Annotated in this window: 1 protein-coding gene and 1 pseudogene; both read right to left on the bottom strand. The window is 62.4% G+C overall.

Annotated features, from left to right (window positions below):
- On the bottom strand, nucleotides 1-153 hold a 153-nt coding region (locus IEJ02_RS48005; RefSeq protein WP_191070535.1), incomplete at its 3' end, for a polyketide synthase docking domain-containing protein.
- Between the two features lie 54 nt (nucleotides 154-207).
- Nucleotides 208-500: pseudogene (locus IEJ02_RS48000) on the bottom strand (hypothetical protein); the annotation flags it as partial.

Here is a 500-nt window from a genome sequence, read left to right as displayed (position 1 = left end):
GTCCTCCGGGCTCGCCACACCACCCGGCAGACGGCACGCCATACCCACGATCGCGATCGGCTCGTCCGCACTGCCCGCGACCTGCTGCCGCAGGTCGTGCAGCTCGGCCGTGACCCGCTTGAGGTACTTGAGGAGTTTCTCGTCCGTGGCCATCTTCGATTTCCTCACTGGGGGTTGTGGAGCGGCAGTCAGTGAAGGCGTGGTTTCTTAGGAGATTCCGAGTTCGTCGTTGATGAAGTCGAGAACCTCATCGGCAGAGGCGGATTCCAGTTGCTCTGCCACTGTGGAGTTCTCCGTCTGTCCACCGAGTCCGTTGAACTTCGCCACCAGCCCCTGGAGACGGAGCATGACACCGGCCTTCTTGGCCTCGTCGGAGAGCAGTCCGGTGATCAGTGATTCGATGTCCTCGATCTTGGAATTCACCAACGACAGGGCGTCGTCGGTGGTCCCGAGCTCGCCGTGCAGATAGCGGGCGAGCGCCAGCGGGGTCGGATAGTCGA

The sequence above is a fragment of the Streptomyces sp. 5-10 genome, assembly GCF_014712245.1.
GTDB lineage: Bacteria > Actinomycetota > Actinomycetes > Streptomycetales > Streptomycetaceae > Streptomyces > Streptomyces violaceusniger.
Note: the sequence above shows the minus strand (reverse complement) of the source record. Positions and strands in the feature narration are given on the sequence as shown.